The sequence below is a fragment of the Streptomyces sp. NPDC005784 genome (assembly GCF_042871525.1).
Taxonomy (GTDB): domain Bacteria; phylum Actinomycetota; class Actinomycetes; order Streptomycetales; family Streptomycetaceae; genus Streptomyces.
The window spans coordinates 91,242-116,831 of sequence record NZ_JBIAIQ010000018.1 but is presented as its reverse complement, the minus strand read 5'-3'; the positions used below and the strand labels follow the sequence as shown (position 1 = coordinate 116,831).

General features: G+C 71.3%; 24 protein-coding genes and 1 riboswitch. Of the genes, 14 read left to right on the top strand and 10 right to left on the bottom strand.

Going from position 1 to position 25,590, the window contains the following annotated elements:
* Positions 1-261 precede the first annotated feature (261 nt).
* From ACFYR3_RS26405 to ACFYR3_RS26385, 5 genes are all read right to left on the bottom strand, one after another.
* Entirely contained in the window at positions 262-546 is a 285-nt protein-coding gene (locus tag ACFYR3_RS26405) for a hypothetical protein (protein ID WP_355849315.1), read from the bottom strand.
* Between the two features lie 84 nt (positions 547-630).
* Positions 631-1,197, bottom strand: a complete 567-nt coding sequence (locus ACFYR3_RS26400) for an HNH endonuclease (protein WP_389284853.1) — start codon at positions 1,195-1,197, stop codon at positions 631-633.
* Positions 1,198-1,315: 118 nt separating this feature from the next.
* Entirely contained in the window at positions 1,316-2,023 is a 708-nt protein-coding gene (locus ACFYR3_RS26395; RefSeq protein WP_355849309.1) for a response regulator transcription factor, read from the bottom strand.
* Positions 2,024-2,137: 114 nt separating this feature from the next.
* A complete protein-coding gene (locus ACFYR3_RS26390; protein ID WP_355849306.1) occupies positions 2,138-2,800 on the bottom strand; it encodes a CBS domain-containing protein in 663 nt (220 codons plus the stop codon).
* Positions 2,801-2,850: 50 nt separating this feature from the next.
* Positions 2,851-3,315, bottom strand: coding sequence for a cyclic nucleotide-binding domain-containing protein (locus tag ACFYR3_RS26385; protein ID WP_355849303.1), 465 nt, complete (start codon positions 3,313-3,315; stop codon positions 2,851-2,853).
* 179 nt (positions 3,316-3,494) lie between these two features.
* On the opposite strand from ACFYR3_RS26385, the gene ACFYR3_RS26380 reads away from it, so the two are divergent.
* The 5 genes from ACFYR3_RS26380 to ACFYR3_RS26360 all read left to right on the top strand — a co-directional run bounded on the left by ACFYR3_RS26380 (position 3,495) and on the right by ACFYR3_RS26360 (position 10,096).
* Positions 3,495-4,484: a universal stress protein gene (locus ACFYR3_RS26380; RefSeq protein ID WP_389284852.1), complete on the top strand. Its 990-nt coding sequence runs from the start codon at positions 3,495-3,497 to the stop codon at positions 4,482-4,484.
* A gap of 22 nt (positions 4,485-4,506) precedes the next feature.
* Entirely contained in the window at positions 4,507-7,137 is a 2,631-nt protein-coding gene (gene ppdK / locus ACFYR3_RS26375; RefSeq protein WP_355849297.1) for a pyruvate, phosphate dikinase, read from the top strand.
* Positions 7,138-7,179: 42 nt separating this feature from the next.
* The gene (locus ACFYR3_RS26370; RefSeq protein WP_389284851.1) at positions 7,180-7,965 is read left to right on the top strand and encodes a universal stress protein; all 786 of its coding nucleotides are present in this window, start codon (positions 7,180-7,182) and stop codon (positions 7,963-7,965) included.
* A gap of 129 nt (positions 7,966-8,094) precedes the next feature.
* On the top strand, positions 8,095-8,718 hold the full coding sequence (locus ACFYR3_RS26365; protein WP_389284850.1) for a hypothetical protein: 624 nt from the start codon (positions 8,095-8,097) through the stop codon (positions 8,716-8,718).
* A 493-nt stretch (positions 8,719-9,211) separates the two neighbouring features.
* Positions 9,212-10,096 (top strand): universal stress protein, encoded by an 885-nt coding sequence (locus tag ACFYR3_RS26360; RefSeq protein ID WP_355858906.1) that lies wholly within the window; start codon positions 9,212-9,214, stop codon positions 10,094-10,096.
* Positions 10,097-10,237: 141 nt separating this feature from the next.
* Here the strand turns inward: ACFYR3_RS26360 and ACFYR3_RS26355 are convergent, their stop codons facing one another.
* Positions 10,238-10,915 carry a DUF4389 domain-containing protein gene (locus tag ACFYR3_RS26355; RefSeq protein WP_389284849.1) on the bottom strand — a complete coding sequence of 226 codons (678 nt, stop codon included), beginning with the start codon at positions 10,913-10,915 and terminating at the stop codon, positions 10,238-10,240.
* Between the two features lie 36 nt (positions 10,916-10,951).
* Complete coding sequence (locus ACFYR3_RS26350; protein WP_355858909.1) at positions 10,952-11,536, bottom strand: hypothetical protein; 585 nt, start codon at positions 11,534-11,536, stop codon at positions 10,952-10,954.
* Between the two features lie 303 nt (positions 11,537-11,839).
* On the opposite strand from ACFYR3_RS26350, the gene ACFYR3_RS26345 reads away from it, so the two are divergent.
* The 6 genes from ACFYR3_RS26345 to ACFYR3_RS26320 all read left to right on the top strand — a co-directional run bounded on the left by ACFYR3_RS26345 (position 11,840) and on the right by ACFYR3_RS26320 (position 17,418).
* On the top strand, positions 11,840-12,070 hold the full coding sequence (locus ACFYR3_RS26345) for a hypothetical protein (protein ID WP_389284848.1): 231 nt from the start codon (positions 11,840-11,842) through the stop codon (positions 12,068-12,070).
* A gap of 189 nt (positions 12,071-12,259) precedes the next feature.
* Positions 12,260-12,700, top strand: a complete 441-nt coding sequence (locus ACFYR3_RS26340) for a pyridoxamine 5'-phosphate oxidase family protein (RefSeq protein WP_389284847.1) — start codon at positions 12,260-12,262, stop codon at positions 12,698-12,700.
* A 239-nt stretch (positions 12,701-12,939) separates the two neighbouring features.
* On the top strand, positions 12,940-15,198 hold the full coding sequence (gene pflB / locus ACFYR3_RS26335; RefSeq protein ID WP_355852643.1) for a formate C-acetyltransferase: 2,259 nt from the start codon (positions 12,940-12,942) through the stop codon (positions 15,196-15,198).
* Positions 15,199-15,203: 5 nt separating this feature from the next.
* Positions 15,204-15,932, top strand: a complete 729-nt coding sequence (pflA, locus tag ACFYR3_RS26330; RefSeq protein ID WP_355852646.1) for a pyruvate formate-lyase-activating protein — start codon at positions 15,204-15,206, stop codon at positions 15,930-15,932.
* 317 nt (positions 15,933-16,249) lie between these two features.
* A complete protein-coding gene (locus ACFYR3_RS26325; protein WP_389284846.1) occupies positions 16,250-16,645 on the top strand; it encodes a hypothetical protein in 396 nt (131 codons plus the stop codon).
* 8 nt (positions 16,646-16,653) lie between these two features.
* Entirely contained in the window at positions 16,654-17,418 is a 765-nt protein-coding gene (locus ACFYR3_RS26320; RefSeq protein WP_355852652.1) for a hypothetical protein, read from the top strand.
* A gap of 122 nt (positions 17,419-17,540) precedes the next feature.
* On the opposite strand, the gene gndA is transcribed toward ACFYR3_RS26320, so the two are convergent.
* From gndA to ACFYR3_RS26305, 3 genes are all read right to left on the bottom strand, one after another.
* A complete protein-coding gene (gene gndA / locus ACFYR3_RS26315) occupies positions 17,541-18,983 on the bottom strand; it encodes an NADP-dependent phosphogluconate dehydrogenase (protein WP_355852655.1) in 1,443 nt (480 codons plus the stop codon).
* A gap of 198 nt (positions 18,984-19,181) precedes the next feature.
* Complete coding sequence (gene thiD / locus ACFYR3_RS26310) at positions 19,182-19,979, bottom strand: bifunctional hydroxymethylpyrimidine kinase/phosphomethylpyrimidine kinase (RefSeq protein WP_389284845.1); 798 nt, start codon at positions 19,977-19,979, stop codon at positions 19,182-19,184.
* 65 nt (positions 19,980-20,044) lie between these two features.
* Positions 20,045-21,445: a cytosine permease gene (locus ACFYR3_RS26305; protein ID WP_355852661.1), complete on the bottom strand. Its 1,401-nt coding sequence runs from the start codon at positions 21,443-21,445 to the stop codon at positions 20,045-20,047.
* A riboswitch (TPP riboswitch) is annotated at positions 21,437-21,531 on the bottom strand. (Overlaps the previous gene by 9 nt.)
* Before the next feature lie 423 nt (positions 21,532-21,954).
* Here ACFYR3_RS26305 and ACFYR3_RS26300 point away from each other — a divergent pair.
* The 3 genes from ACFYR3_RS26300 (at position 21,955) to ACFYR3_RS26290 (ending at position 25,579) form a co-directional block, all read left to right on the top strand.
* Positions 21,955-22,788: an alpha/beta hydrolase gene (locus tag ACFYR3_RS26300; protein WP_355852664.1), complete on the top strand. Its 834-nt coding sequence runs from the start codon at positions 21,955-21,957 to the stop codon at positions 22,786-22,788.
* Between the two features lie 264 nt (positions 22,789-23,052).
* The gene (locus ACFYR3_RS26295; protein WP_355852667.1) at positions 23,053-24,420 is read left to right on the top strand and encodes a phospholipase; all 1,368 of its coding nucleotides are present in this window, start codon (positions 23,053-23,055) and stop codon (positions 24,418-24,420) included.
* Positions 24,421-25,183: 763 nt separating this feature from the next.
* A complete protein-coding gene (locus ACFYR3_RS26290) occupies positions 25,184-25,579 on the top strand; it encodes a DUF5994 family protein (protein ID WP_355852670.1) in 396 nt (131 codons plus the stop codon).
* Positions 25,580-25,590: the final 11 nt, after the last annotated feature.

The following is a 25,590-nucleotide window of genomic DNA, read 5'->3' as shown; positions in this document are numbered from 1 at the left end:
CGAAGGCGCGCAGGTCACCCCGGGTTCGGCCAGGACTGCCTCGGCGGTCCATCTCGGCTGTGGCAAACCGTCGTTGACCGTGATTGACCGCATGATGTGGCACGGCTGTGGCACGAGGACTGCTTCGTTCCGAAGCAATGGGACCCGCTCCACGACCTGCGGCGCAACTTCCTTGACCTGCGAGGACCGTTCGCCGGCGTCCGTGGACGCCCGCCTCGGTGCGGGGGCCTTGTATCGCAGTTGGCCGGTCAGTCTGTGGCCCTACAGGCCGCGTAGCGCCTCGTACAGATCGTCGTAGGCTGCCCAGCAGTCGATGCTGCCGTCGTCATACAGGCTCCCCATGTACCAGTCGTCGTCATGGACGGCCTTCACGAGACACAGGCCGTGGAACCCGAGAACGATTTCTGGATGCAGAACCTCGTTGGCTCCGTCGAAGGCGAGCCACTTCACCGCCCGGTTCGGATCGAGAACGACAGCCTCTTGATCCCCGGACACGTCACGGATTCGCTGAAGGGTCCAACCCGGGGGTAGCTGTGCATCTGCCATCCACGGATGATCTCACCCGCCAGGTGTGGACCTCCGATTTCGAATGACGTTGGCCTCCGCGGGCCTGACGGCAGCCGTACGCAGTCAGCGTCCTTCGCGCTCGTAGCGTTCCACCCGACGCGCCAACTTGGCGCGATACCTCTCGGGTGAATGGAAAGCCTCAGAGCCGCGGATCAAGCCCTCGGCCGTGAGGCCCTCCGCATAGGGCCGCAGCGCCGGTACGCGCAGGAGGACGGCGCGTCGCGATTCGGCTTCCTCGACGGTCGTCAGAGGGCTGCTGTCGTTGCGCCCATGGTTGCAACCCCAGTGTGTGAGGCGCACGTTGTCCCGGGTGTCAGTGCCGCCGGACGCGATGGTGCGAACGTGGTCGATGCTTGGTGACCGAGGGTCTGGATGCCGATACGCCCGTTCCACCGGACCTTCGCACAGGCCGCAGACCCAGCCGTCCCGCTCACCGATCTCGTCCGCGGTGAAGCGCTCGACGGCCCCGTTGATCCGTATGCGCTGACGGCGGCGCCGGTCCTGGGTGCGCTTGGCTTCGCTACGCCGCGATTCAGGCGGGTCCGCGCTGGTCACATCTTCCTGCCCCTCGGGACAACCACAGTGCCCGCATGGCCGATATTCTACGGCCCGCTCGTCGCCCAGCAGCATCCAGCCGGCGTCATTCAGCTGCCGCCGGCCGAGTGAGTTGGGTGGGGAGGCCGCGAACGGCCTCGCCGCCCAACTCGGCCGCATCCGGCGCCTTGTTGGTGGTCGGCCGGTTCGGGACTCAGCGTGTGGAGCGGTGGTGGTCTGCGGCCTCGGGGTGTTCGAGCTGGTTGGCCAGGACCGCGGCCTGGACGCGGCGCTGGACGCCGAGTTTGGCCAGCAGTCGGGAGATGTGGTTCTTGACCGTCTTCTCGGACAGATAGAGCTCTTTGCCGATCTCACGGTTCGTGAGCCCGTCCCCGATCAGCGCCAGGATGTCCCGCTCGCGCGGTGAGAGACTGGCGAGCTCGGGCGAGAGGGCCGGCTCCTCGGCCGGGTCCGTGCGCAGCTTGCGCATCAGCCGGGCGGTCGTCGTGGGGTCCAGCATCGACTGGCCGGACGCGACGGTACGAACCGCCGAAACCAGGTCGGAACCCTTGATCTGCTTCAGTACGTAGCCCGCCGCCCCGGCCATGATCGCGTCGAGGAGCGCTTCCTCGTCGTCGAACGACGTCAGCATCAGACAGGACAGCTCCGGCATCTGGCTGCGCAGCTCCCGGCACACACTGATGCCGTCGCCGTCCGGCAGGCGTACGTCGAGGACCGCCACGTCCGGGCGCAGCGCCGGGCCGCGCACCAGGGCGTGCTCGACGCTGCCCGCGTCGCCGACCACCGAGATGTCCGGCTCGGCGTCCAGCAGGTCCGTCAGGCCGCGGCGTACCACCTCGTGGTCGTCCAGCAGGAACACCCGGATCGGGTTCTGCTCGGAGAACGTACGCGCCTCGGCCATGACGACCCCTTGTTCAGTGATGGACCACGGGCCGTGAGCCCCTGACGACGATCATCATCCTTCCGGCCCGGATGCACTAGGGCCGATCGGCCCCATCCGAGCCCGGCGGCCGCCTCACCTCTCCTGGCGGTGTTCCGGGCCTGTGACGTCGAAGCCGACGTCCACCACTCCTTCGACGGCCCGCACCAGACGGGCGGCCACCGGCACCAGTGATGTGTCGGTGACGCGTCCGGAGAGGGTGACGACACCGCCCCGCACCTCGACACGGACCGACGAGGGCGACGCGTGGAAGAGGTAGGACACGATCTCCCTGTGGACCTCCTCGGCGATGTCCTCGTCACTGCGCAGGAACACCTTGAGGAGGTCACCGCGGCTGACGACGCCCTCGAGGCCGCCGATCTCGTCGACGACGGGCAGCCGCTTGACCTTGGCGTGCGCCATGATGCGGGCGGCCTGCGCGAGGGTCGCGTTCGCGCGCACGGTCACCGCCGGAGACGTCATCAGCTCCTCGGCACTCACCCCGCCGGCCTTGGAGAGATCGCTCAGCCGCCGCAGCTGGGTGTAGCGGTCGGGGTCACTGTCGCGGAACTCCTCCTTGGGCAGCAGATCGGCTTCGGAGACGACCCCGATCACCCGGCTCTCGCCCTCCACGACGGGCAGGGCACTGACCTGCCACTGCTCCATCAGCTGCACGATCTCCTTGAAACCGGCCCCACGGCCGATGGCGGCGACGGTGTGGGTCATCACGTCGCTCACGATGTGCGGACTGCCGTGCACGATGGCTCCTTGATCGGTTCCGACAATGGCTGTCAGCGCGACGATCGCGGTCAGCGTGCGTCGCCGCTGCCGTAGGGGGCGTACAGGTCGAGCAGCCGGGTCCGGGCCGACTGCAGCCGGTGGGCGACGATCTCGCCCGTCCACTGGGCCACGGCCATCCCCAGCTCGGGATCGGCCCGGCACAGCTCCCTGACCACCTCGGCGTCGAACTCGTAGGCGCGCACCGGGCTTGTCGCCTCGGCGCCCAGATGCCAGGTGTGCGGGGCGAACAGCCAGGACCAGCCGACGAGTTCGTTGTGTCCGAGGATCTCGATGACGGCCGGTCGGCGGCCCGGAACCCGCAGGTCGAGGGCCACCGTGCCGGTCCGGATGATCCAGAACCGGTCCGCGCGGCGGCCTTCCTCGAACAGCCGGGTGCCCTCGGGGAACGACACCTCGCGGGCCACTCGCAGCAGCCGTTCCCGGTGGTCGACGGGCAGCGCCCGCAGCATGGTGGATGTGGTGGAAGTGCTCATGATCCTGCCTCTTCCTGGCGCGCAATCCTTCCACCTCCAATCTCTGCCCGTGCCCCGCCGGTCGCCATGGGCCATCCGGCCCCGGCTGCGGGCCGCATGGCACGGCCCGGGGCCGAAGGGCCCCGCGGAAGGGACGCCCGGCCCCTGCGCGCGGGCTCCGCTCCGGTAGCAGGCTTGACGTGAGAAGAGACGCCACGGGCAGCGGCGACCGCCGTCCGGCCCGCGGTCTCTCCGCCGAGCGCACGACGCTGGAGGTGCGGATCATGATTCGACCGGTCGCAGCGGGGATCGACGGGTCCCCGGAGAGTCTGGCCGCCGCGCACTGGGCGGCCCGTGAAGCCGTGCGCCGGGGCACGGCGCTCCTTCTGGTGCACGCCTGGCATTGGCATCCGCGACCGGCCCCGTCCGTGCCGGCCGACGTGTCCCAGCGGGCCTGGGCGGAGGACCTGCTGACCGGGGTCTCGGACGGTCTGCGGGCGGCACACCCCGGACTGCGGGTGCTCGACCGGTCCGTCGAGGACGCCCCGGTGACCGCTCTGCTCGCCGTGGCCGACGAGGCCGCCCTGCTGGTCCTCGGGTCTCGCGGGCTCAGCGGAGTCACGGGATACCTGCTGGGTTCGATCTCCCAGCGGGTCGTTTCCAGGTCACCGGTCCCGGTGGTCCTGGTGCGCGCCGGCGTCGGCACCTGCGACGAGCACTTTGCGGCACCGGACGGCATCTCCCCGGACGAGATACCGCAGGTCCCGTACCGCGACGTGGTACTCGGCCTCGACACCGACCGCCCGTGCGACGAGCTGATCGAGTTCGCCTTCGACGCCGCCCGGCTGCGTGGCGCCGCGCTGCGCGTCCTTCACGCCTTCAGCGCCCCGCCCTCCTTCGCCGCCGACCGGCTCGTCCCGGTGAGCGGCCCGGAGCTGCTGGCCGAGCACGAGAACGCCGTCGTCGCCACCCTGCGCCCCTGGTGCGAGAAGTTCTCCGGGGTTCCCGTCGCCGAGACCGTGGTGGACGGCCGCGCGGCCGGTGAACTCGTCCGCGCCTCCGCGGGCGCCGCCCTGATCGTGGTGGGACGCCGGCAGCGGGAGACCCGCTTCGGCGCCTACCTCGGTCCGGTCGCCCACGCGGTGCTGCACCACGCCGACTGTTCCGTCGCCGTCGTCCCGCACGCCTGAACACACCCGGAGGGTGAAGCACATGACCCGCTACGTGTACGAATTCGCCGACGGGGGCCGCGACATGGCGGACCTGCTCGGCGGCAAGGGAGCCAACCTCGCGGAGATGACCCGGCTGGGACTTCCCGTTCCGCCCGGCTTCACCGTCACCACCGCGGCGTGCCGCGCGTACCTGGCCACCGGCGAGGAACCGGGCGAGCTGGGCGCGCAAGTCGTGCACGCGCTCGCCGAGTTGGAGCGGAGCACCGGCCGTGAGATCGGCGGCCGGGACAACCCGTTGCTGCTCTCGGTCCGTTCGGGCGGCAAGTTCTCGATGCCCGGGATGATGGAGACCATCCTCGACATCGGCCTCGGGGACGAGTCCGTCCTCGGCCTCGCCAAGATGACCGGCAGCGAGCACGTCGCATGGGACTCCTACCGCAGGCTCCTCCAGATGTACGGCCGCACGGTCCTCGGCATCGCACCGGAACGCTTCGACCGGCACACCGCCGGGGGCGATCCCGCGGCGCTCGTCGAGCACTTCAAACAGGTCATCCGCGACGCGACCGGCGAGGAGTTCCCGCAGGACCCGGCCGAACAGCTCCAGCGGGCGATCCGTGCCGTCTTCGACTCCTGGAACGGCGAGCGCGCCCGCCTCTACCGCCGCCGTGAACACATCCCCGACGACCTCGGAACCGCCGTCACCATCCAGGTGATGGTCCTCGGCAACCTCGGCCCGGACTCCGGCACGGGCGTCGCCTTCACCCGCGACCCGGCCACCGGCGCCCGGGGCGTCTACGGCGACTACCTTCCCGACGCCCAGGGCGAGGACGTCGTCGCCGGCATCCGCAACGCCGTCCCGCTCGCCGAACTGGAGCGCCTCGACCCGGCCTCCTACCGTCAACTCCTGCAGAACATGGCGACCTTGGAGCACCACTACCGCGACCTGTGCGACATCGAGTTCACCGTCGAGCGCGGCAGGCTGTGGATGCTCCAGACCAGGGTCGGCAAGCGCACCGCCGAGGCGGCCTTCCGGATCGCGGAGGCGTTCGTCGACGAGAAGCTGATCGGCGAGGACGAGGCGCTCGCCCGGGTCGGCGGGACGCAGCTGGCACGGCTGATGTTCCCCCGGTTCGAGGCGCATGCCGAGGCCACGCCGCTGGCGCACGGTGTCCCCGCCTCGCCCGGCGCCGCGGTCGGCGCGATCGTCTTCGACTCGGCGGAGGCCGTACGACGCGCGGACGCGGGGGAGCACGTCGTCCTCGTACGGCGTGAGACGACGCCCGACGACCTGCCCGGGATGGTCGCGGCCGAGGCCGTGCTGACCAGCCGGGGCGGCAAGACCAGTCACGCGGCCGTCGTCGCCCGCGGGATGGGCAAGGTCTGTGTGTGCGGTGCCGAGGAACTGACGGTGGACATCGCATCCCGCAACCTCACCGCACCTGACGGGACCGTGCTCACCGAGGGCACCGTGATCTCCGTGGACGGCACGGCGGGCACCGTCCATCTCGGCGCGCTGCCGCTGACCGAGTCCCCGGTCGGGCACTTCCTCGACACCGGAGAAGGCGACGGCGCACTGACCGACGCGGTCGCCCGCACCCTCCAGCATGCCGACTCCGTAAGGCACTTGGAGGTGCGCGCCAACGCGGACACCCCCGAGGACGCGGAACGGGCCCGCCGTTACGGTGCCCAGGGCATCGGGCTGTGCCGCACCGAGCACATGTTCCTCGGCGAGCGCCGGAGCCTGGTCGAGGCGATGATCCTGGCCGAGGACGAGACCGGACGGCGCGCCGCCCTGGACGCCCTTCTGCCCCTTCAGCGGGGCGACTTCACCGGGATCCTCGCTGCGATGGACGGGCTCCCGGTGACCATCCGGCTCATCGACCCGCCGCTGCACGAGTTCCTGCCCGACCGCACCGAACTCGCCGTCCGTGTCGCCACCCGGCCCACCGAGCACGACCGCCGCCTGCTCGCCGCGGTCGAGCGCATGCACGAGTCCAACCCCATGCTCGGACTGCGCGGCGTCCGCCTCGGGCTCGTCGTCCCCGGCCTGGTCCAGATGCAGGTGCGGGCGATCGCCGAAGCCGTGGTGGAACGGATGCGCGCCGGGGGAGACCCACGCGCGGAGATCATGGTCCCCCTGGTCGGCACGGTCGAGGAACTGCGGATCGTCCGCGCCGCGGCGGAGCGTGTCCTCGCCGAGGTCTCGCGGGACTCCGGGCTCACCGTCGAATGCCCCATCGGCACGATGATCGAGCTGCCCCGGGCCGCACTGACCGCCGGCCGGATCGCCGAGGCCGCCGACTTCTTCTCCTTCGGCACCAACGACCTGACCCAGACGGCCTGGGGCCTGTCCCGCGACGACGTCGAGGCGTCCTTCTTCCCGGCCTACCTGGCCCAGGGTGTCTTCGCCGCCTCGCCGTTCGAGACCCTCGACCGGGACGGCGTCGGACGCCTGCTGCGCATCGCCGTCGAGGAGGGCCGCGCAGCCCACCCCGGTCTGAAGATCGGCGTCTGCGGCGAACACGGCGGCGACCCCGACTCCATCCACTTCTTCCACGACATCGGCCTCGACTACGTCTCCTGTTCGCCGTTCCGCGTCCCGGCCGCCCGCCTCGAAGCGGGCCGGGCCTCGCTCGCCGACGGCAGGGACGGCGCGTCGGCCGCGACCTAGTACCGACCGGCGCAGTGCCAACGGGCAAGGGGAGGAACAGACATGATGAACCGTCAGGTGACGGTCGGTGTCGACGGCTCGCTCATCGCCGTTCGAGCGCTGGACCGGGCCGCCGAGGAAGCGGCGCTGCGGGGCGCCGCCCTGAACATCGTCTACGCCGTGCCCGACGTGGACATCGCCGGACCCGTTCTCGCCACCGCCGCGTTACGGGCCCGCCGGCGCTGTCCCGGTCTGACCGTCACGGCCCTGGCCGTCGTCGGCAGCCCGGTCCGGGCACTGGCGCACCATGGCCGGAACTCCGAACTCACTGTCGTCGGCGCGCGCGGGTTGGGCGTACTCGGTGGACTGCTGGCCGGCTCGGTTAGCCGTCGACTGGCCGCGCGCACGCGCGGCCCGCTGCTCGTCGTCCGGGGCACTCAAGGAGCCCAGGACGGTGCGGTGTTGTGCTGGCCGGAGGGTGAGACGGACGCGGACGCCGCCGCGTTCGCCTTCGCGGAGGCGGAACGGCGAGGGGCCCGCCTGTGCGTGCTGCGCGCCGGGACCTCACGGTATGCGAGGGCCCGTCGCCGGGCTCTGGTGCCGGATGACGGCGCCTGCCGATCGCCGCGATGTGAGCGGCCGGTGTCCGGCGATGGCGACGCATCGCCCACGGGGCGGGGTTCGTTGCCGCGCGCCCGTCCCGTGCGCGAGCTCCTGGAGGCGACGCGCGGGGCCGTCGTCGTGGTCGTCGGCGCCCAGTACCGCGGGCCCGGGCCGGGCCCGGTCGCCCGTGCCCTGCTCCGCCACGCGCACTGCCCGGTGGTGCTGGTACCCAGCGACGCGGCCTGACGACAGGGACCTTCGGCCCTCCTGTCAGGGACCCGCGACCCCTCCGAACTCCCTTGCCACCGCGAGACATTGAGACCGCAACGGAAACCCGCAAGACCACGTCGAACATCTCTGGGAGGGATCAGCATCATGGCAGTCCACGAGCAGCCTCACCGGCACACAGGGTTCCACTTCCCGTCGCTGCGCGGGACCCGTTCGGCGCAGGCGCCGGGTGAGGCCGTGACCACGTCGGCCACGGCGGTCGGCTCGTACGCCCTCGCGGGTCTGCGGCTGCTGACGGGGTTCGTCTTCCTGTGGGCCTTCCTCGACAAGACCTTCGGGTTCGGTTATGCCACCCCGTCCGGCAAGGGCTGGATCGACGGCGGTTCGCCCACCAAGGGATTCCTCGGCGGGGTCGCGGCCGGGCCGATGGAGTCGACGTTCCACTCCTGGGCCGGCGCCGGCTGGGTCGACTGGCTGTTCATGGCCGGTCTGCTCGGTGTGGGTATCGCCCTGGTCGCCGGTGTCGCCCTGCGGTTGGCCGCGGTCGCGGGCACGGCGATGATGGCGTTCATGTGGCTCGCCGAATGGCCGCCCGCCCGGCACCTGTCCGACGGCTCGCCGAGCATGTCGCCCAACCCCTTCACCGACTACCACGTGATCTACGCGGTCGTCCTGATCGCTCTCGCCGCCGCGGGCGCCGGCGCCACCTGGGGACTCGGGAAGCTCTGGGAGCGACTCCCCTTCGTGAACCGCACCCCCTGGCTCCGATAACCGCACGGCAAGAATCGGGGCGCCCTCGCGAGCGTGCGGGGGCGCCCCGCGTGTTTCGCCGCGAGCCGAGCAGGGCGTTCCACCGGCGGGGCCGGCTGCCGACCGCCCGCCGACCGCCCGCCGAGCGCCTGTCGGCCGGCGAGGGTCTCGGGGGAGTGCCGGTCCGCCGTGGAATGGCCGACCGTCCGTCAACGGTCATGGCTCGCGGCGGTCGGCCTCCACGGTCGGCCTCCACGGTCGGCCTCCACGGTCGGCCTCCACGGTCGGTCTCGACGGGTATTGCCCCGGATTTCGTCCCGGACTTGCACGCGGCCATCCGTCCGCCGGGGGCAGCCATGGACCCAGCCACCGGTCGACCGGCGGACACCGTCCCGGAGGGGTGTCAAGTCCCGTGCCGGATGGGCCGGTCGGCCCCCATCGGGGACCAGTGGCCCCTCCTCCGGCGCTCGTTCGAACGCAAGACTGATCACGCATCCCTCAAGGAGGTCCCCAGATGTCCCGCACCATCGTCGTCGGTCTGGACGGCTCGCCCGAGAGCCTCGCCGCAGCCGAGTGGGCAGCCCGTGAAGCCCGGCTCACCGACGCTCAACTGCGTCTCGTGCACGCCTGGTTGTGGCATCCGTACGTGTACGGCCCGCTGGCCGGCGTCGCGGTTCCCCCGCCGTCGGAGGACCCGCAGCGTGAATGGGCCGAACGCCTGCCGCGCGAGACCGCGGCCAACCTCGCCGCGGACCACCCCGGTCTGTCCGTCACCGCAGAGAGGGTCGCCGAGCAGCCCGTCACCGTCCTGCTGGCCGCCGCGGAGGAAGCCGAGCTGCTGGTGCTCGGGTCAAGGGGCCTGAGCGGAGTCGCCGGTTTCCTGACGGGTTCCGTCGCGCAGGCCGTGGTGGCCCGGAGCCGGACGCCGATCGTGCTCGTACGAGCCGACGCGCGGCCCGCGGAGGCGTCCGGGCCCGAGGATGTCGTCCTCGGGCTCGACCTGGAGCACGCGGACGCCTCCGTGATCGCGTTCGCCTTCCGGGCGGCGGCCCGCAGGGCGACGGACCTGCGCGTCGTCCACGGCTGGAGTCTGCCGCCGTACTACGGCTACAGCGGAGCCTTCGACGCGGCGGTCGACGCGGAGCTGCTCGCCGAGGCGCAGCAGCGGCTGTCCGAGGTCCTGAGTCCCTGGCGTGAGAAGTTCCCCGGCGTCGAGGTGCGTGAGCAGGCGGTGATCGGAGGCGCGGGCCCCCACCTCGTGGAGGCGTCGAGGAAGGCCGCGCTGGTGGTGGTCGGTCGTCGCAACCGGCAATCGCCGGTCGGCGCCCACATCGGACCGGTGACACAAGCGGTACTGCACCACTCCGCCGCACCGGTCGCGGTGATCCCGCACGACTGACCGGTACGGGCGCGCGACCGCGGGTCACCGACAGGCGACTCAGGGCCCCGGGGCACTCTGCCCCGGGGCCCTTGCGGCGGGACGCCCGGGCGGATCCCTCGGCTCCGCCGGGCCGGCCAACCGCGTGCCGCCCGGCGCCGATCACCGGTCCTGCCACAGTCCCGCTTCGGACGGGCTCTCCTCGGAGCCGCCCTGGTCCAGGCGGAACGGCGGATAGACATCGGTCATCAAGGCGGCGTAGGCGGCCACGCGCAGCGCCCACCGGTTGAGGCCCATGATCAGGTCGTACAGGTCCTTCGGGTACTTCTCGGTGAAAGCCAGTGCCACGCCGGCGAAGATGGTCAGGACGCCGATGAGGCCGACGTCCCACCAGCCGAGGTGGGAGGCGCCGAGGAAGAAGCCGACGACGATGTACTGCGGAATCGCCAGAAGCCACCACTTCACGAGCACCAGGCCGCGGGAGAGCCGCTCCGGGTAGGCGATGTCGAGCCGCGCCGGGTAGTCCGGTTCCTCACCGAGACTGAACGGCGGATACCGGTCGGTGCCGAGGGCGCCGTACGAGTAGTAGGCGACCCGCCAACTCCACCGCAGCACACCGACGTTGAAGTCGAAGAGCCCGCGGGGGTAGCGCTCGGTGAAGAGAATGGCGAAGAACGCGATCACGCTCACCACGGTGAAGGCGATCCAGAGAAAGAACAGCACCACGTAGTGCGGTATGGCGAGGAGCCACTTCACCAGCCACAGCCACCGGGACAGTGGCGCGTCGAGGTGTGCGTTCACCCTCACGGGATGTGTCGGCGCTCGCATCGGAGTCACCATGGTGATCCCTCCTTCCGCGCGGGTCCGCGCGCCGGGTCACGGAGTCTTGTGTCCCCACTGAGGTCCGAGCCGCTCCCACTCGCGTCCCCACCGGTCGTAGCGCCGCTGGTCGAGCCGCCACCGCGCCAGGCCGCCGGCGCCGAAGACGAGGCCGCCGAGGGCCACAGCGGCGCCGATGCCCAGCAGGCTCGACTCGGTGGCCGCCGCGCTCGCGGTCGGCGGCGCGGTGGTGGGCCGGCCCTGTGCGTCCAGCCAGATCACCACATGCGATCCGGCCTTGTGCCCGGATTCCACCAGGGCGCTGCCGATACGGGGGGACCCGTCCGGCGCGGTCCACCGGACCGTCGCCCGTACATGGTCGTAGACCCCGCCGTCTCCGGCGGGTACCGCCGAACCCGTACTGACGACCAGCACGGCCGGGACGGCGTGCCGGTCGTGGCGCAGCCGCGTGAAGGACGTGTCGGCGGCATGGGCCGTCACCAGGCCGGCGAGGATGCCGCCCAGCACCATCACCGTCCAGACGATCAGCACGATCCACGCCTCGAAGACGTCGTCACGGCGACGCAGCGGATTTCTCCGCCAGCGCCAGCACCACTGCCTCGCACCCTGTGCTCCGCGCATGGCACCGCACCTCCTCGTTACATCCCAACAGTGCAAGGGGATCGCGGCGCGCGCGAGCGGTGGCGGGGGCCGCCCGGTCCCGCGGTGGGGACCGACCGACCCCTGCGCGAAGCATCTGCCCCGGTCAGGGCGCATGTGCCGGGTCATGTCGCGAGCTGAGGAGGTCTTCGTGAAGGCGCTGTCCGCCTTGATCGTCGGGACCCCCTGACGGTCGGGACGCCCCGACGGAACGAAGTGATGGGCCATGTCCGAGCAGACACGAAGCGTCATCATCGAGCAGGCGCGATCGGCCAGGAGCGGCTGGTGGACACCTCGGGTGGACGACCCGCCCGGAGGGACACCGATGCCCGGGACGAGCGTCCTGATCCGGCTCGCCGCCGCCCTGACACCGGCGTCGCCGCCCTGCACGGCGGCGCGGCCGACCTGTCGCCGGGCCCCGGCCGGGCCGCCGATCACTCCGGATCCCATGCCGCCTTCGAGGCCGATCATGTCGACGAGGAAAGGACCACCGGGCGCCGGATCGCCGCGCTCTGATCCGGACCCTGGGCTCGGCGACGCATCGGCGACGGACCCCGGGCCCGGCGACGCATCGGCGCCAGGTAGCGGCCACTCTCCGTTCGCCGGGGACCAATGGGCCCTGGCCCCCCTTCACGCGTTGTCGGAGTCTGACCGTATGTCGCTGTATCGCTGTGTCGCCTCAACGCGTGAGAGTGGGGTCGGGCCATGAATCCCAACGACGGCTTTCGTGAACTCGGCCGGCAGGAGTGCCTGGACCGGCTCGGCGACGCGCTCATCGGCAGGGTCGTCCACACACGGGACGCCCTGCCCGCGGTGCTGCCGGTCAATTTCTGTCTCGACGCCGAGTCCGCCGTCGTGCTGCGGACGTCGGCGGACTCGGAACTGGCCCGCTCCATCGACGGTGTGGTGGTGGCGTTCGAGGCCGACGCGGTGGACGCGGCCGCGCACTCCGGCTGGAGCGTCGTCGTGACGGGCCGAGCCGTGGTGGTGACCGATCCCGCCGAGCACGATCGCCTGACCCGGACAGGACCCCGTTCCTGGGTGGCCTCGCCCCACGACGTCTTCATCCGGATCGCGTCAGAACTGGTCACCGGCCGGGAACTCGTAGGCGGCCGCACGCTGTACGGCATTGACCTGCCGTCCTGACGCCTGGAACGTCCGGCGATCCGACCGATCCGACCGATCCGACCGATCCGACCGATCCGATCCGACGTCGCGATCGCCCGGTGGGTGGACCGACGCCGTGATCACCGAGTGGGCCGAACGGCCCTCGGACGAGGGCGTTCGGCGGCCCGGCCGGTACTGTCCGGCCCTCGCCCGGGTCACCCGGCACGACAAGTATCGAGAGCGCGGAACATTCGACACAGTGCGAGGGGAGACCGGCGATGACCACAACGACGACGGCCGGAGTCCGGACGGCGGAGGCATGGCGGGGCTTCGCCGGGACGGCGTGGCGCGAGCGCGTCGACGTCCGCGACTTCATCCAGGCCAACTACACGCCCTACGAAGGAGACGCGGCCTTCCTGACCGGCCCGACCGAGCGCACCCGGGCCGTATGGAGCACGGTCAGCGCACTCTTCCCGGAGGAGCGGCGCAGGGGAATCCTCGACGTCGACACCACGACCCCCTCGACGATCACCTCGCACGCGCCCGGATACATCGACCGCGAGCGGGAGTTGATCGTCGGCCTGCAGACCGACGCGCCGCTCAAGCGCGCCATCATGCCCAACGGCGGTCTGCGGATGGTCGAGAGCGGACTGAAGGCGTACGGCTACGAGCCCGACGACTTCGTCACCCGCGTCTTCGGGACCTACCGCAAGACCCACAACGACGGCGTCTTCGACGCGTACACCCCCTCGATGCGTGCCGCCCGCAAGGCCGGCATCATCACCGGTCTGCCCGACGCGTACGGCCGTGGCCGCATCATCGGCGACTACCGACGCGTGGCGCTGTACGGCACCACCCGGCTCATCGCGGCCAAGCGCGCGGAGCGCGCCGGACTCGACGCCGCGCCGTCGACCGAGCACATCATCCGCGACCGCGAGGAACTCGCCGAGCAGATCAAGGCGTTGGGTGAGCTGACCCGGATGGCCGCCACCTACGGCTGCGACGTCTCCCGCCCCGCCGGCACCGCCCACGAGGCCGTGCAGTGGCTCTACTTGGGCTATCTCGCCGCAGTGAAGGAGCAGAACGGCGCGGCGATGTCGCTGGGCCGCACCTCGACCTTCCTGGACGTGTACCTCCAGCGCGACCTGGCCGCGGGCGTCCTCGACGAGACCCACGCCCAGGAACTGATCGACGACTTCGTGATCAAGCTGCGCATCGTACGGTTCCTGCGCACCCCCGAGTACGACGCGCTGTTCTCCGGTGATCCGACGTGGGTCACGGAATCCATCGGCGGCATCGGCGCGGACGGCCGCCCGCTCGTCACCCGTACCTCCTTCCGCTTCCTGCAGACGCTCTACAACCTGGGTCCGGCCCCCGAGCCCAACCTCACCGTGCTGTGGTCGCCCCGTCTCCCGTCCGGTTTCAAGGAGTTCTGCGCCAAGGTCTCCGTCGACACCAGTGCTGTCCAGTACGAGTCCGACGAGCTGATGCGCCCCCGCACCGGCGACGACACCGCGATCGCCTGCTGTGTCTCCGCGATGGCCGTCGGCAGGCAGATGCAGTTCTTCGGCGCACGGGTCAACCTCGCCAAGGCGCTGCTGTACGCGATCAACGGCGGCCGGGACGAGATCAGCGGCGAGCGGATCACCCCCGAGGCACCGGCCCTGACCGGCGAGTATCTGGAGTTCGAGGAGCTGTCGAAGGCGTACGACGGGATGCTGGACTGGTTGGCGGAGACGTACGTCGACGCGCTCAACGTCATCCATTACATGCACGACAAGTACGCCTACGAGCGCATCGAGATGGCGCTCCACGACCATCCCGTGCACCGCTTCATGGCCTGTGGCATCGCCGGCCTCTCCGTTGCCGCCGACAGCCTGTCCGCCGTCAAGTACGCCCGGGTCAAGGTGATCCGCGACGAGACCGGACTGGCCGTGGACTACGAGATCGAGGGCGACTTCCCGACGTACGGGAACAACGACGATCGGGCCGACACCATCGCCGTCGGCCTGGTGGACGCCTTCATGACGAAGCTGCGCGAGCACCCCACCTACCGGGACGCCGAACACACCCAGTCGGTCCTGACGATCACCTCGAACGTGGTCTACGGCAAGCACACCGGCAACACACCCGACGGCCGCCGCGCCGGACAGCCCTTCGCGCCCGGAGCCAACCCGATGAACGGCCGCGACCGGCACGGGGTGGCCGCCTCCGCGCTCTCCGTCGCCAAACTGCCCTACGAGCACGCCCGCGACGGCATCTCGCTGACGACGACGATCACCCCGGAGGGCCTGGGACACGTGCCCGGCGAGCGCGCCGGCCATCTGGTCGGCATCCTCGACGCGTACATGGCCTCCGGCGGCTTCCACATGAACGTCAACGTCCTGGACCGGGCCACCCTGGAGGACGCGATGGAACACCCGGACAAGTACCCGGAGTTGACCATCCGGGTCTCCGGCTACGCCGTCAACTTCGTCCGCCTGACCCGCGAACAGCAGCTCGACGTGATCAGCCGAACCTTCCACGGAACGCTGTGAGGACCATGACGACGGGCCGGATCCACTCCTGGGACCTGTCCACCGGCGTCGACGGTCCCGGGACCCGGTTCGTCCTCTTCGTCAACGGCTGCCCGCTGCGCTGCCTCTACTGCGCCAATCCCGACACCTGGCACATGCGGGACGGGCGGGAGGCCACCGTCGACGAGGTGATGGCGGAGATCGAGAAGTACCGGCCGTTCGTCACGGCCGCCGGGGGAGGCGTGACCATCACGGGTGGCGAGCCCCTGCTCCAGTCCGCCTTCACCGGCGCGCTGCTGCGCCGCTGCAAGGAGGCAGGACTGCACACCGCCCTGGACACCTCCGGCTTCCTCGGCGCCCGCGCCACCGACCAACTCCTCGCCGACACCGACCTGGTGCTCCTCGACATCAAGTCCTTCGACGTCGCCGCCTATCGCAAACTGACCGGCGGCGAACTCGCCCCCACGCTCAACTTCGCCACCAGGTTGGACCGCCTCGGCATCCCGGTATGGATCCGCTACGTCCTCGTGCCCGGCCGGACCGACGCCCCCGAGCCCATTGAGGGACTGGCCCGCTTCCTCTCCGGCCTCGGAAACGTCGACCGCGTGGACGTCCTGCCCTTCCACAAACTGGGCGCCCCCAAATACGAAGCCCTGGGCATTCCTTTCCCCTTGCAGGACAACCCTGTTCCCGACCCCGCTTTGGTCGAACGCGTCCGGGGCCAGTTCAGGTCGTACGGACTCGCCGCCCAGTGAATTCGCCCCGCAAGCAAGGGCCTTCGAACGCCGGGCCGGCACCGGCGAGGGGAGCCGGGCGGGCGGACGCGGTGTTCTGGACGGGGGTGCCACCCACCTGAATCGGTGGCCCCGGGGCCGCGAGGAACGGGCTTGTACGCCGCCTCGGCGGGCCCCCGGCCGCACTGCCGTCACGGTTCCCGCCCCCCTGGGCCAACCGCCTCCACCCAGGCGGGCGCGTGCCCGCCTGCGCCGTTGGTCAAATGGCTCTGACCTGGTGCTTTCCGAGTTCCTCAGTAGCCTGGGGGCACTGTTGGACACGCTCGGAGGGGGCCCGCATGAACGAGGAAGCCATCAGGTACGACGCCACCCACATCCAGGTGCTGGAAGGACGGGAAGCCATCCGGAAGCGGCCCGGGATGTACGTGGGCTCGACTGGCGAACGGGGCCTGCACCACATGGTGTTCGAGGTCGTCGGCCGCGCGGTGAACGAGGTCCTGGCGGGCCGAGCCCGCGCCGTCGGCATCGTCCTCACCTCACACGGCGGCGTGCGCGTCTCCGACGACGGACCGGGCATCGCCTTCGAGACCGACGCGGACGCCGAGGGCCCAGGGCTCGGAGCACTGTTGACGCGTCCGCAGGCCGGGGCGCAGCCCGGAGGCCGTCACGATGTGGCCATGACCACCTTCGGCGGGGGGGGCTCTGTGTCACCAACGCCCTCTCGAGCCGCCTGACGGCCGAGGTGCGGCGCGAGGGCGTCCGCCGGGTCCAGGAGTACGCGCGCGGTGTCCCGCTCACCCCGCCCACCGCGGCGGGGCCGGTGACCGGAAGCGGGACCACCATCACCTTCCTGCCGGACGCGGAGATCTTCGAGACGGTGGAGTGTTCGTTCGACACGCTGGCCCGGCGCTTCAGGGAACTGGCCTATGTGTACGGGGACTTGGACATCTCCCTCAGCGACGAGCGCTCGCCCGGCGGGTCTCGGTCGGAGCGGTTCCGGTACCCGGGCGGACCACGGGACCTCGTCGCCTTCCTCGGTGCGCGGGCGGGGGCACCCGTTCACCCCGACGTCCTGGCCTTCGCGACGGAGGACCCGCGGATGGAGGGGACGGTGGAGGCGGCCCTCCAGTGGTACGGATCCCGCCAGGAGCGCGTCCAGGGCTTCGCCAACAGCCTGACCACTCCCGAAGGCGGAACGCACATGGCGGGCCTGCGCGACGGGGTGGCAGGCGCGATCAACGCCTACGCACGAGAGCGACGGCACCTGACGGCGGTGGACCCCGACCTCGGCGCCGACCGGATCAGCGAGGGCCTGACAGCGGTCGTCTCCGTCAAGTTGGACCACCTTGAGTTCGAAGGCGCCACGCGCGGCCGGCTGGGAGGTGACGCCGTGCGTACCTGCGTCGCGGAGGCCGTCCGCGAGCACCTCGGCAGCTGGCTCGACGGGCACCCGGACCAGGCCGCGGCCGTCATCGGCCGGATACTCCAGGGCACCCGCGAGGACTGAACAGGGGCGGATCGCCCCGCCGGACACCGGGAAGGTTTCCGGCGGGGCCATCGGGCTGCGGCGCAGCGGTCCGTCGCACGGACACGGGGCCTGCTCCGCTCCGGCTCATGGCCGGTCGGGCGTCACAGGACCTCGGTCTCACCCCGGGTGGTCTCGCCCCACAGCGTGTGGAAACTGCCCTTGCGGTCGGTGCGCCGGTAGGTGTGGGCGCCGAAGAAGTCGCGCTGGCCCTGGGTGAGGGCGGCGGGCAGCCGGTCGGCGCGCAGGGTGTCGTAGTAGGACAGGGCGGCGGAGAACGCGGGCACCGGGACGCCTCTGCGGGTGGCGATGGAGATGACCTCGCGCCACGGGACCTGGGCGTCCTTGATCTCGGTGGCGAACCCCGCGTCCGAGAGCAGGCTGACCAGGCCCGGATCGACGGCGTACGCGGCGCGGATACGGTCGAGGAACGCCGCGCGGATGATGCAGCCGCCGCGCCAGATCTTCGCCACCTCGCCGAGGTCGATGTCCCAGCCGTATTCGGCCGCCGCGTCCAGGATCATCTTCCAGCCCTGGTCGTAGGCGATCAACTTCGATGCGTACAGGGCGTGTTCGACCTGACTGGTGAACCGCTCGGCCTCGGTTCCGGACAGGTCCCAGTGGGTGCCGCCGGGCAGACCGCGGTAGGCGGCGCGCAGTCCGCCCTGACTGGAGGCCGCGCGGGCGAAGGTCGCCTGCGCGATGGCGGTGACCGGAGAGCCGAGGTCGAGGGCGGTCTGCACGGTCCAGCGGCCGGTGCCCTTCTGCCCCGCGGCGTCGACCACGACGTCCACGAACGGCTCCCCGGTGGAGGCGTCCGTGTGCGCGAGGACCTCGGCGGTGATCTCGATCAGGTACGAGTCGAGGCGGCCCTTGTTCCAGCGCCGGAAGATCTCCGCGATCTGCGCCGGTGTGTAGCCGCCCACGCGGCGGAGCAGGTCGTAGGCCTCGCCGATCAGCTGCATGTCGGCGTACTCGATGCCGTTGTGCACCATCTTGACGAAGTGTCCGGCGCCGTCCGTGCCGATGTGCGTGGCGCAGGGCTCGCCGTCCACCTTCGCGCTGATCGACTCGAACATCGGGCCGAGCGAGGCGTACGACTCAGGGGAGCCGCCGGGCATGATGCTCGGCCCGTGCAGGGCGCCCTCCTCGCCGCCGGACACACCCGCGCCGACGAAGTGGATGCCCCGTTCGCGCAGTGACTGTTCACGGCGCCGGGTGTCGGTGAAGTGGGCGTTGCCACCGTCGATGATCATGTCGCCGGTCTCGAGCAGCGGGGCGAACTCCTCTATGACGGCGTCGGTGGCCGCACCCGCCTGCACCATGATCATCAGGCGGCGGGGCCGCTCCAGTGCGGCCACGAACTCCTCGGCCGACTCGGCCGCCACGAAGGCGCCCTCATGCCCGAACTCCTCGACCAGTGCCTTGGTGCGTGCGGGGGTGCGGTTGTGGACGGCGACGGTGTAGCCGTTCCGGGCGAAGTTGCGGGCCAGATTGCGGCCCATCACCGCGAGCCCTGTGACGCCGATCTGCGCGGTCGCCTTCATGGTGTGCTCCTTGGATCCGGATCTGCCTGCCCGCGTCCCTGACGGGCGAGCAGACGACTGTCGCTGTGCCGATCAGTACGCACGACAGGGGCCGAGGTGTTCACCTTCCGAGGCAGGTGGTGCGCCGGATCGCGGACCCGGGTCTCCGGGCGACGTGCGGAGGCGGACGCTCCGGAACTCCGGAACTCCGGTCGGCGGTCAGCCGGTTCGGCGCAGTCGCCACCCGTGGTCCACCGGTCCGATGCCGGCGCCGAGCGCGAAACCGGCCTCGATCGCGGCGGTCACGTACTCCTTGGCCCGCCGTACGGCCTCCGGCACCGAAAGGCCCTCGGCCAGGCCCACCGCGATGGCCGAGGCGAGCGTGCACCCGGTGCCGTGCGTGTGCCGGTTGTCGTGGCGCGGCGCGCGCAGCCAGTGCTCCGCCGTTCCGTCGGTGAGCAGATCGACGGCCTGTCCCGGCAGATGGCCCCCCTTGACCAGCACCCAACGGGGACCGTACGTGAGCAGCCGGTCGGCGGCCCGGCGCATGCCCTCCTCGTCCTTCACCTTCACCCCGGTGAGCTGCGCGACCTCGTCGAGATTCGGGGTGGCCACCGTCGCCCGCGGCAGCAACAGGGTCCGTGCGGCATCCAGCGCGTCATCGGCCAACAGCCGGTCCCCGTGCTTGGAGACGCTCACGGGGTCCACGACGACCGGGGCGCCCACGTCGGACAGCAGCTCGGCGACCGTCGTGACCAGGCCGGGCGACGAGAGCATCCCGGTCTTCACGGCCTGGACGCCGATGTCGTCGACCACACTGCGGTACTGGGCGCGTACCGCCTCCTCGGACAGTTCCCAGGCGCCCTGCACACCCACGGAGTTCTGCGCGGTCACCGCGGTGAGCACGCTCATCCCATGGGCGCCCAGCGCGAGCATGGTCTTCAGGTCGGCCTGGATTCCGGCACCTCCGCCGGAGTCGGATCCGGCGATCGTCAGGACGCGGGGCGGAGTGGCCATACGAGGTTCCTCTCGGGTTCGGGTTCGGGCGCGAGGCTCTCGACCGGCGGAGCGACGGACAGCCCTCAGACCCGGCGACGCAGCCGCAGTGGGGCGTAGAGGGCGAGGGCGACGACGAACGCCACGTAGTACGAGAGATCGGCGCCGTGCAGCGCGTCGGCCACCGGACCGACGTACAGGCCGGTGTCCATGAACGGCACGGCCGCGCCGAACGCCGCGACGAAGGCGACCAGCGACGGCCATCCGGAGCGCGGACGGGAGATCTCGACGGCGACGTCGACCGGGGCGCCGCCGCGCTCCCGCCCGCGGGCGATCCAGTCGACGACGACGATCGCGACGAACCCGGGGATCCAATAGCCCACGAACAGCAGCACGTTCTGGAAGCGGGCCGTGGTGTCGGCGGCGTGCATCCAGAGCACCAGCGGGAAGCCGAGCCCGGCGGCCAGGGCGGCGGCCACCGGGCGCGGTATCCGCACGCCCAGGGTCTGCAGCGCCAGCGAACCGCTGTAGTCGTTCATCGCGTTGCTGCACACGGCCGCCAGGGCCACGGCCAGCAGCCCGAACGCGCCCGCCGTCCCGCCGCCCAGCAGCACGTCCACGCCCGCCGCCGTCTGGTCGGTCAGCACCGACGCGCCCCACAGGCCGAGAACCTGCACGGCGACGAAGGACACGACGAGGCCGAGCAGGGTGCACCAGAACATCCGCGGTCGGGACGTGGTGCGCGGCAGATAGCGGCTGAAGTCACCGGCGTACGGCGCCCAGGACAGCGAGAGGCTGAGCGCGATGGTGCTGGTGAGCACGAACGCGCCCGCGCGGTCGGCGCCGGTCGCGGCCCCGGTCGCCGCCGGATGGACGCCGTCCAGCATGCGCCAGGCGATCACCGCGAACGCGATGGCGAGCACGAACGTCATGATGATCTGCAGGCGGTGGATCGCCTCGTAGCCGAGGATGCCGAGAGCCCCCTGGGCAAGCATCATGACGAGCACGCCGAGCCAGAACGGCCAGCCGCACAGCCGCGCCAGCGCGTCCCCGCCGAACAGCCCGATCAGCGCGTCCCAGGCGACCGAGGACAGCCACTGGAGCATCCCGGGCAGCACCACCGCCCGGCCGAACGCGAGCCGTGCGAGCGGGAGTTGGCCGGTGCCGGTGAGGCCGCCCCAGGTGCTGAGGTAGGCGGTGGGCAGCGCGCCGAGCACGGTCCCGAGGACCACCGCCGCGAGGGCGGTACCGAAGTCCAGGCCCAGCGCGATGCCGATGGTTCCGGTGAACACGCCCGTCATCGTCAGGTTCGGAGCGAACCACACGGTGAACAGGCGCCCGGCGCCGCCGTACCGGTTGTTCTCGGGGACCGGATCGATGCCGTGCCCCTCCACCCGCAGGTCGCCGGGTGCGGCGGGCATCCGTCCGTCGAAGACGGCGGGCCGGCCGTCGGCGGGCAGCCCGCCGGAAACATGCGCCAATGGCATGGAAGACATCCCTCCGCCAGTACGAACTGGTTCAGGTTCGACGGGTGTGATCTCAGCCCTCGGACGGGGCACCCCGTGTCCGGTACTACGACGGACACATTAGCCCGATCGCCCAGGTTGTGGGTACGGCGGCTCCCGGGCACGGCAGCTGTTGCGTACGGCGGCCCCTGCGTGGGGCGGTCCTGCGTCGGCGGCCCCTGCGCAGGGCGGCCCCTGTGTACGGCGGAGGTACCCGTCCCCGGTCTCCACGGGACGCGGTGGATCGTGTCCGCACGGGACACGGCGGCTCGTCCAGGGTGCCGGGTCCCCCTCGGGCCCTCCACCGGCCCCTTGGAGTCACCCACCCGGAGCAGTGCCCGCCCGCATGCTCCGTTTCATCCGAGCGGCCCGGCCCGGCCTTTCGCAGCGCGGCGCGCGCCGCCCCTCGGTACTGTCGGAAGTGATCGCCGCTCGCTCTCCGCTCCCGGGTTCCCGGACCCCGGTGGCCGGGCGGAAGGAGGCAGAGTGCCGTGACCGTGATCTCCCTGAAGTCAGCGCAACTGCGGGAAGGGCCCACCCTCCCGTACGCCGAGGCCGGCTACCCCAGTGGTACACCGGTCGTCTTCGTGCACGGTCTGGCCGACTCCTGGTGGTCCTTCGAGCCCCTTCTGAGGCGCCTTCCGGCGTCCCTGCACGGCTACGCGCCCACGCAGCGCGGGCACGGCGATGCCGACCGGCCTCCGGAGGGCTACACCCCCGACGACTTCGCCGCCGACCTGGTGGCCTTCCTGGACGCGGTCGACATCCCCCGCGCCCTGCTGGTCGGGGCGTCAAGCGGCGGCGTACCGGCCCGGATCGTCGCCGGCACCTACCCCGACCGCATCGCGGGTCTGGTTCTGCTCGGCGTCCCCGGCACTCTCGCGGACAAGCCGGCGGCGGCCGCGATGGGGAAGTCTCTCGAAGACCTCTCCGACCCTGTGCCCCGCGCGTTCGTCGAGGACTTCCTGGCCGGCACGGCGGCCCGCCCGATCGCCCGGGGGTTCATCGAGACCATGGTCGAGGAGAACCTCAAACTCCCCGCGTACGTCTGGAGGGAGACCGTGCGCGGTCTCCTCGACGCCGATCTAGGTGCGACCCTCGCGGGCATCCTGGTGCCCACCCTCGTCATCTGGGGCGAACAGGACGAGTTCCTTCCCCGCGTCGACCAGCAGACCATCCTGGACGCCGTCCACGGTGCCGCCTTCGTCGCCTACGAAGGCACTGGCCATGTCGTCCACTGGGAACAGCCCGAACGCGTGGTCGCCGACATCACCGCGTTCGCCACGCGGATCGAACACCCCGGCACTCCTTACGGCAGCCCCTGACCCGGCTCGCAGGGTGAACGGCGGCGCGCCGAAACCGCGTCGGCCGTGAGACCGGGTCGTTCCTCCGCGCCCGAGAGCCTGGGCGTCGCCCCGGACCGGGGCCGCCGACGGAGACCCCCGGCGCGGGACCTGACGCCAGTGCCGGCGCGGGGCCGACCACGATGGTGGACGCGAGAGCGACCGCGACCGTCGACGCGATCCGTACCGCCGATGCTCACAGCAACATGGCATGCTCATGCTCCCCACAGGAAGGGATCACGTGCCATGAGACCGAGCCGACGCTCCCTGCTCGCCGCCACCGCAGTACTGAGCACCGTCTTCGCCGTCCCCGCGCCCGCCGACGCCGCCGAAGTCCCCGCCGAGGGCGCCTATTACGTCCAGAGCGCCACCACGGGGCTGAACGCCGCCGACAGCGCGGGTGCGGTCGTCCAGCACAACCCCAAGGGCAACGAGGACCATCAGCAGTGGACCTTGCGCCCGAGCGGCTCCTCCTTCGTCCTGGAAAGCGCCGACACCGCGGGCAGTTGTCTGGGCCGCTCGGGCGACCAGGCCCGGACCGTCGCCTGTACCAGCGCGGACGCCGGGTGGGAGGTGAAGCCGAGCGGCGCCGACCAGTACTTGCTCAAGGCCCCCGGGACGGAACGGTTCTTGACGGTGGCAGCCAAGCCCCCCGGCTCCAACTACCCCGCCCAGCTGGCGATCGGGTCGCCTGGCGGCCTCGCCTCCTGGTATCTCACGCCGGTCGCCCCCGCGACCCGGCCGATGCCGCCGCAGGACCAACGCACCCTTGACCAGGTCACGTTCCTCACCGCCCACAACGCCTACGCGAACGGTGTCGACGGCGGATTCGCCCCGCCCTTCGTCAACCTGGTGCCCAATCAGACCCGCGGTATCAACCAGCAACTCGCCGACGGTGTCCGCGGGTTCATGCTCGACCTGCACCAGACCCCCGACGGCGCGATCCTCTGTCACGACAGCTGCACGCTCGTCAGCAAGCCGGTCGCGCTCTGGGTCGACCTCCAGCGCATGGTCGACTTCCTCAAGCAGCACCCCGACCAGTTCGTCACCGTATTCATGGAGGACTACGTCGACCCGGGCGTCCTGCGGGCCGAACTCGCCCGCGTGAACGGCCTGTCCGACGTCCTCTACCGTCCCGATCTGACCGGCGTGCGCGAGAACGGCTGGCCGAAGCTCGCCGATCTGACCGCCGCCGGCCACCGCCTGCTCATCTTCACCGACCACAGCCGTGCCTCCGACGAGTCCGCCGGACTCACGCGTGACAGCTTCGGCGTCATGTACCAGCGCGAATGGACCGTCGAGAACTACTGGTCCATGGGCTCGGGCCTCGGCTCCTCCGACTGGTCCTGCTACAGCCGCTGGTACGACGCGGGCACGAACGTACCGCTCACCCGCACCGAGACGGGCTTCCGCCCCCTCTTCGTCATGAACCACTTCCGCGACGCCACCCTCTCCGGAACCGCCGGCACGGACAACACCAAACTCGCCGACCGGGCCCGCCGCTTCTGCCGGCCGGCCGCCCGCAAGAAGCCCAACTACCTCGCCGTCGACCGCTACGACCTGGGCGATCCCGCCTCCGCGGTGAACACGCTGAACACGTACGTCTATCCGTAGGGCTGGTGAGACCGTACGTCTCGCAGCGGCCTCGCCCGAGGGGGAGCGGGCGGCCCGGGGCGCGCGGAGCAAGGCCGGTGGTGTCGGGAGCCGTCCGGGGGAGGGGCTCCCCCGGACGGCTCCCGGGCATCTCCCGGCCGACACCCGCGCTGTCGGCAGATCCCATGACGGGGACCGGACGCGGGGCGACCGGCGCGAAGGCTGCAACGGGCTTGGCGTGGGCGGCGGTTACGCAAGACGTGCGGTCTCCGGAGTCCCGTTTTCCGGCGGGCGGGGTACGGTGGGGGAACCGAGGGCACGTCGTACGCCGGTGATCGGGCCGGTCTCGTCCCCGGCGCAGGACGACGCCGGGCGGCTCATCGCCCGGAGCAGATGCCGCCCCATGACGGCCGAAGGCGTTCGCCCTCCGCTCGGCTGTGCGGCGGCCGGACTCTCCCGGCCGATCCAGCCACGCCGTGCGGGCCGACGCACGGACGCCAGAGCCGACGCCCACTCCGAGGCGGAGTGTCGAGAGGCGCGCACATCTCACCCGTGCCCTGTCTACGACGAGCAGAGCGGCAACGGGAACGCGGTCATCGATTGAGGGCCCGCGCACCCCTGTACGAAGGCAGCCCCCTGGTCCCCGGCCGTGCGGTTCGCACCGAGGCCGACGAGCTCAAGGAGTCCTGCCCGTCCCTCGGCTCGACCGAGCCGTCCCGCTCGCCGCCGGGTCGCGGCGCGAGCCATCGGTACACCGCAGGCGTGCCCCCAGACCGGAGTTTCCATGGCGACTGTCGTCGAACCCCTGCCCTCCCTGCCTCTCGCCCGCGTGCGGCTGGCGCCGCACAGCGCCCTGCCCCGGCGCATCGACGGGGCATGGTGGCCCCGCTCGCGCGATCTCCTCGGTGAACTCCCGCTTCTGATCGGCACGTTGCCCCGTCTGTGGGGACAGATCACCGCCGTGACCGTCAATACGGCGATGTGGCCGATGTCGCCCGGACGCATGCTGGTCGCCAACCACGTCGTACTGCTGCGCAGGTCGACCGGGCCGCACGGGCGACACACCATCAGTCTGCTCAGCCAGGGCCGGGGCCGTAGGGAACTGCTGGTCGTGCCGCCGGAGGTCGACGCGGCGGACGCCGAGCCGCTGATGGCGGCCGCGGCGGCCGGCGACTGCTGACAGCCCCGGCT

Excerpts from the sequence above, each read along its gene's own strand:
- ACFYR3_RS26405 (WP_355849315.1), bottom strand. The coding sequence starts at position 546 with ATGGCAGATGCACAGCTACCCCCGGGTTGGACCCTTCAGCGAATCCGT.
- ACFYR3_RS26400 (WP_389284853.1), bottom strand. The coding sequence starts at position 1,197 with ATGCTGCTGGGCGACGAGCGGGCCGTAGAATATCGGCCATGCGGGCAC.
- ACFYR3_RS26395 (WP_355849309.1), bottom strand. The coding sequence starts at position 2,023 with ATGGCCGAGGCGCGTACGTTCTCCGAGCAGAACCCGATCCGGGTGTTC.
- ACFYR3_RS26385 (WP_355849303.1), bottom strand. The coding sequence starts at position 3,315 with ATGAGCACTTCCACCACATCCACCATGCTGCGGGCGCTGCCCGTCGAC.
- ppdK (WP_355849297.1), top strand. The coding sequence starts at position 4,507 with ATGACCCGCTACGTGTACGAATTCGCCGACGGGGGCCGCGACATGGCG.
- ACFYR3_RS26370 (WP_389284851.1), top strand. The coding sequence starts at position 7,180 with ATGATGAACCGTCAGGTGACGGTCGGTGTCGACGGCTCGCTCATCGCC.
- ACFYR3_RS26365 (WP_389284850.1), top strand. The coding sequence starts at position 8,095 with ATGGCAGTCCACGAGCAGCCTCACCGGCACACAGGGTTCCACTTCCCG.
- ACFYR3_RS26360 (WP_355858906.1), top strand. The coding sequence starts at position 9,212 with ATGTCCCGCACCATCGTCGTCGGTCTGGACGGCTCGCCCGAGAGCCTC.
- ACFYR3_RS26355 (WP_389284849.1), bottom strand. The coding sequence starts at position 10,915 with ATGGTGACTCCGATGCGAGCGCCGACACATCCCGTGAGGGTGAACGCA.
- ACFYR3_RS26350 (WP_355858909.1), bottom strand. The coding sequence starts at position 11,536 with ATGCGCGGAGCACAGGGTGCGAGGCAGTGGTGCTGGCGCTGGCGGAGA.
- ACFYR3_RS26340 (WP_389284847.1), top strand. The coding sequence starts at position 12,260 with ATGAATCCCAACGACGGCTTTCGTGAACTCGGCCGGCAGGAGTGCCTG.
- pflB (WP_355852643.1), top strand. The coding sequence starts at position 12,940 with ATGACCACAACGACGACGGCCGGAGTCCGGACGGCGGAGGCATGGCGG.
- pflA (WP_355852646.1), top strand. The coding sequence starts at position 15,204 with ATGACGACGGGCCGGATCCACTCCTGGGACCTGTCCACCGGCGTCGAC.
- ACFYR3_RS26325 (WP_389284846.1), top strand. The coding sequence starts at position 16,250 with ATGAACGAGGAAGCCATCAGGTACGACGCCACCCACATCCAGGTGCTG.
- gndA (WP_355852655.1), bottom strand. The coding sequence starts at position 18,983 with ATGAAGGCGACCGCGCAGATCGGCGTCACAGGGCTCGCGGTGATGGGC.
- thiD (WP_389284845.1), bottom strand. The coding sequence starts at position 19,979 with ATGGCCACTCCGCCCCGCGTCCTGACGATCGCCGGATCCGACTCCGGC.
- ACFYR3_RS26305 (WP_355852661.1), bottom strand. The coding sequence starts at position 21,445 with ATGCCATTGGCGCATGTTTCCGGCGGGCTGCCCGCCGACGGCCGGCCC.
- ACFYR3_RS26295 (WP_355852667.1), top strand. The coding sequence starts at position 23,053 with ATGAGACCGAGCCGACGCTCCCTGCTCGCCGCCACCGCAGTACTGAGC.
- ACFYR3_RS26290 (WP_355852670.1), top strand. The coding sequence starts at position 25,184 with ATGGCGACTGTCGTCGAACCCCTGCCCTCCCTGCCTCTCGCCCGCGTG.